The sequence below is a fragment of the Bradyrhizobium sp. genome (assembly GCF_017881085.1).
Taxonomy (GTDB): Bacteria; Pseudomonadota; Alphaproteobacteria; order Rhizobiales; family Xanthobacteraceae; genus Bradyrhizobium.
Genome location: NZ_JADGRI010000352.1, coordinates 1 through 5209, shown reverse-complemented (window position 1 = coordinate 5209; position 5209 = coordinate 1). Strand labels below are relative to the sequence as shown.

The window sequence follows — 5209 nt, the reverse complement described above, 5'->3', positions numbered from 1 at the left end:
GAAGGCAAACGTCATGCCGGGAAACGCGCGCGGCAGCTGCTCGCGAAGCGCCTGCACATATTCATCGGTCGGCCGGTGACCTTCCTTCAGCTTGATCTGGATATCGCCATCCTGCGTACCGACCACGCCGGTGTTGTTGTAGGTCAGGTTGATGCCGGAGATCGGCATACCGATGTTGTCGGCGAGTGTCTCGATTTCGGACGGCGGAATGATCTTGCGGATTGCCTTCTGCACGTCGGCGAATTGATTGGCGCTTTCCTCGACGCGGGTGCCGACCTGGGTGCGGACATGCATCAGGATCGAGCCGGCATCGACCGAGGGAAAGAAATTCCGTCCCAGAAACGGAACCAAAAGGAAGGAAGCCACGACCAGCCCCAGGAACCCGAGCACGAAAACCGGCCGCCGCCGCATCGCCAGCGTCAGCAGGTCGCGGTAGCCGCTCCGGATGCGTTCGAACCGCGCCTCAAAGCCGCGCTGGAATTTGACCAGCGGGTTGCGCGTGGGCGGCGGCTCACCGTCATGATGCACGTGCGGCTTGAGCAGATATTTCGCCATGGTCGGCACCAGCGTGCGCGACAGGATGAACGACCAGATCATCGCGAACATCACGGCTTCGGCCATCGGCACGAACAGAAAGCGTGCCACGCCGGTCAGGAAGAACATCGGCACGAACACGATGCAGATGCAGAGCAGCGACACGAAGGCCGGCGTCACGATCTGGTTGGCGCCGTCCATGATCGAGGTTTCGACGCCCTTGCCGTGCTCCAGATGCCAGTTGATGTTCTCGATGGTGACGGTAGCATCGTCGACCAGGATGCCGACCGCGAGCGCCAGGCCGCCGAGCGTCATGATGTTGAGGGTTTCGCCGATCGCCGAGAGCATGATGATCGCGCCGAGCACCGAGAGCGGAATCGAGACGGCAATGATGATGGTCGAGCGCCAGCTTCCCAGAAACAGCAGGATCATCACGCTGGTCAAAAGCGCGGCAATGATGCCCTCATAGGCAACGCCGGTGATGGCGCCGCGGACGAAGATCGACTGGTCGCCGATGAACCCGATCTTGAGCGCATCGGGCAGCTGGTCCTTGACGTCGATGACCTTCTGCTTGATACCGGCGATGATATCGAGAGTCGATATCGAACCCGCCTTCAGCACCATCATCAGCACCGAACGGTTGCCGTCGACGTGGACGATATTGGTCTGCGGCGGATTGCCGTCGCGCACGCTGGCGACGTCGCGGACATAGACCATCGCGCCGTTCACGGTCTTGATCGGCAGACCGCCGAGGTCTTCCATCTTCAGGGGCGAATTGTTGAGCTGGATGTTGTATTCGAAGCCGCCGATCTTCTGGGTGCCGACCGGCGTGATCAGATTTTGTGCAGCAAGCGCATTGGCGACGTCCTGCCCCGACAGGCCGCGCGCCTGCAATGCCTGTGGATTGAGATCGATCTGCACCTGGCGCTGCTTGCCGCCGAACGGATAGGGAATCGCGGCGCCGGGCACCGTCACCAGCGGCGTGCGCAGCTGGTTGATGCCGATGTCGGCGAGGTTCTGTTCGGTTAGCCCCTCGCCGGACAGGGCGACCTGGATGATCGGAACGGTGGAAGCGCTGTAGTTCAGGATCAAGGGCGGCGTGGCGCCGGGCGGCATCTGCTTGATCAGGGTTTGCGAAATCGCGGTGACCTGGGCATTGGCGGTGCGGATATCGACATTCGGCTGGAAGAAGATCTTGACGATGCCGAAGCCGTTATAGGAGTTGGCAACGATATGCTCGATATCGTTGACGGTGGTCGTCAGCGCCCGCTGGAACGGCGTGGTGATGCGCCCGGCCATCTGGTCCGGCGGCAGGCCGGTATACTGCCAGACCACGCCGATGACGGGGATGCGGATGTCCGGAAAAATGTCGGTCGGCGTGCGCAGCGCGGCGAGCGGTCCGATAATCAACAGAAGCAGCGCGAGCACGACGAAAGTGTACGGCCGGCTTAGCGCGATGCGCACCAGTGCGATCATAAAACGGGGGGCCCCAAGTCAGGTACAAGTCAGGTGGAAGGGCGGGAACTTGCGTCCCAAAAGACCGATCCGGTCGCGCTGATTTACCTGAACCGCGGCAAATAGCCAACGCCCGGCGCGGAATCGGCCTTCACATCCTCGACAGCCGTCCGCCGGCGCTTCCCGCCGCGGGCGGAAAGGCGCCGAACCCCGGCCGGACCGGCGTCCGATCAGGCGGCGCGGCGGCCCGCCATCATGTCCTTGACCAGCTTTCCGGCGGCTTCGGTCAATTTGAATTTGACGATGGTGCCATTCTCGTCGTTTCGGGCGATGACGCCGTCCAGGCTGAGGGCTGTTCCATCGATCTTCAGCACCACGGGATTGCCGACACCCGCGCCAGCCACGGTATCCACGATCATGGCGCCGCCCTCGGAAAGGTTGCGAATGACGACCTTGTGCAGCCTACCGCCGGCTTCCATCGTGCCATGCCGTTCGACATCCAGCCGGGCCGAGGTTCGACGGTCGACGTCGGCCGTCGAGGTGCGGACCACACGCACCAGCGTTTCACGAAGGCTGTCGACCTTGCCGGCGATTTCGGCGGAGCCGTCGCGGATCTCCGCGGCCCGGCGTCCGGTCTCGATCGCCTCATTCGAGACGTTGACGATCTGGGTTGCGACCTCGCGGGCGGCCTGCGTGGATTCCTCCACCGTCCGCGAAATCTCCAGCGTGACCGTGTTCTGCTTTTCAATCGCGGATGCGATCTGCGAAGAAACCTCTTCGACGCTGCGGATGACATCGCCGATCGCGCTGATCGAGGTGACGGATTCCCGGGTCGCCTCCTGGATCTCGCTGATCTGCTGGGCGATCTCGCTGGTGGCTTTCGCGGTCTGCTCGGCGAGCGACTTGACCTCGGATGCGACCACGGCAAAGCCGCGGCCCGCCTCGCCCGCGCGCGCCGCCTCGATCGTCGCATTGAGCGCCAGCAGGTTGGTCTGGCTGGCGATCTCGCTGATCAAGCTGGTCACGGCGCCGACCTTGCTGGCGGCCTCCGAAAGCTTGCCGATGGTGGCCTGGGCCTTGGTGGAAGTCGAGACCGCCTCGATCGTCAGTGTGCGCGACGAGTTGACCTGGCCGGCAATTTCCGCGATCGACGCACTGAGCTGGGCGGCGGCATGGGTCAAGGTCTGCGCATTCGCCAGCGCCTCCTCCGCCGCAGCGGCGACGCTGCCGCTGTTGGTTCCGACGGTGGCTGCGCTATCGTTCATCAACGCGGCGTTGCTGGCCATCCGCTCCATTTGTCCGGATACCTCGCCTACCGCGGTATTGGTCTCGCGCTCGACGGTTTCGGCCATATCGTTCAGCGCCTTGGTCTTTTCCTCTTCGGCAATCCGAGCCCGGTCCCTGCGCTCTTCCATGTCAAATCCGAGCTTGGACTGCATCGCCTGGATATTGCGCAGCGCGATGCCGATTTCGTCGTCGCGCTCGACGATCACGCGGCTATTCAGCTTGCCTTGCGCGATTTGGTCCATCGCCCCGTTGAGCCGCCCCATCGGCCGGCTGATGGCGCGGATCGTCTGCAGTCCGAGCACCCCTCCGAACAAGAGGCCCATGCACAGCAGGGCAACCACAAGTCCGATGACGATGGTGTATTCGCGTTGCGCTGTTTCGAATTCGGATTTTGCTTCCTTCACCTGGATCGCGACGAGCTTGTCCAGGTCGGACTTCACCGGGCCGAACAGCTCCCTGGCCTTTCCGGCCTGGAGAATAGCCAATTCCTCAAACTTGCCGGCGGCGAGCAATGGCAGGCCGGCATTGATTCCGTTCTCGCGGTAGTTCTTTCGCGAAGCCAAATACGAGTCCGCCACGCCCTTCTCTTCCAGGGTGAGATAGGTCGCCATGTATTCCGACCAGACCTTGCTGATGACCTCGGAATTTTTCAGGACCTTGTCGGCCACGCCGTCGACCGATTTGCCGGCCCGTCCGTTGACGGCGGCCTCATACAGCATGATGGAGGCTTCCTTCGAGCGGTCGTTGATTTCGAACAACTGCGCCAGCGGCAGCGCGCGGTCTTCGTAAATCGATTTCATCCTGGCGTTGCTGTTCTGCGTGGCCAGCAATCCAATCACGCCCATGATGACGACAAACATCGCCTGAACCGCGATCAGCGTCGTCAGGCGCGCCTTCAGCGTGCGGGTGAAGATGGCAAAATGGTCGGACAGCGAGCGGCGGCGGATCACTCCGGCGTCAACGCGCCAGGCCTGCGCCTTGCCCGCGCGCAAGAGCGCATAGACCTGTTCGGCTTCACGCCGCTGATCGGCGGGCAGCTTCGAGCGGATCGACATGTAACCGGTGACCTGGCCATTTTCCCAGATCGGGGTGGCACTTGCCAGCACCCAGTAGAAGTCGCCGTTCTTGCGGCGGTTCTTCACCGCGCCGGCCCAGGGCTTGCCTTCCTTCAATGTCTTCCAGAGATCCTCGTAGGCCTCAGGCGGCATGTCGGGATGGCGCACGATATTATGCGGCTGATTGATCAGCTCCGCTTCGGTGAAGCCCGAGGCCTTGACGAACTGATCGTTGAAATAGACCAGCCTTCCCTTGATGTCCGTCTTCGAGACGATCAGGACATCGTCACCAATTGGATACTCCACATTGGTGACGGGAAGATTTGTTCGCATGGCCGTGCTCCCGGATGAAGAGTTTAATCGATAATCCGGCCGCACGACCGTCGGAGTCCGCACTGCCACTGCTAGAGAGATAACGGCGGAACCCGCCAATTTGCAGTTAATTTCGCGAACCGCAAGACTACGGGAGTTTGGCCGACTGCCGCGCTAACTCGCATATCCGCGAGCGATTCGTTATCCTCTGCGCGCGGATATGCGGAGCCGGATACCTGTGTCCGTCAGGCCGCCCTTACCGAGTTGAGGAACTTGCCGACCTCGAGCTTGAGCCGGTTGCTGTCGCCGGATAGCGACTGCGCCGCCGAGAGCACCTGCGATGACGCCGAGCCAGTCTCGCTGGCGCCGCGCTGCACGTCGGTGATGTTGGAGGAGACCTGCTGGGTGCCCTGCGCGGCCTGCTGGACGTTGCGGGAGATCTCCTGGGTCGCGGCACCCTGCTCTTCCACGGCTGCGGCAATCGTCGAGGAAATCTCGGACAGTTTTTCGATCGTTCCGCTGATTTCCTTGATGGCGTTCACCGATTCCTGCGTCGCGCCCTGGAT

Annotated in this window: 2 protein-coding genes and 1 pseudogene; all 3 read right to left on the bottom strand. The window is 62.3% G+C overall.

Annotation, left to right across the window (positions count from 1 at the left end; all coding sequences use genetic code 11):
- The coding region (locus QZ213_RS24185; RefSeq protein ID WP_291688600.1) for an efflux RND transporter permease subunit at positions 1 to 2010 on the bottom strand (2010 nt) is incomplete at its 3' end.
- A gap of 209 nt (positions 2011 to 2219) precedes the next feature.
- Positions 2220 to 4664, bottom strand: coding sequence for a methyl-accepting chemotaxis protein (locus QZ213_RS24180; protein WP_291688599.1), 2445 nt, complete (start codon positions 4662 to 4664; stop codon positions 2220 to 2222).
- Between the two features lie 224 nt (positions 4665 to 4888).
- Positions 4889 to 5209: pseudogene (locus QZ213_RS24175) on the bottom strand (methyl-accepting chemotaxis protein); the annotation flags it as partial.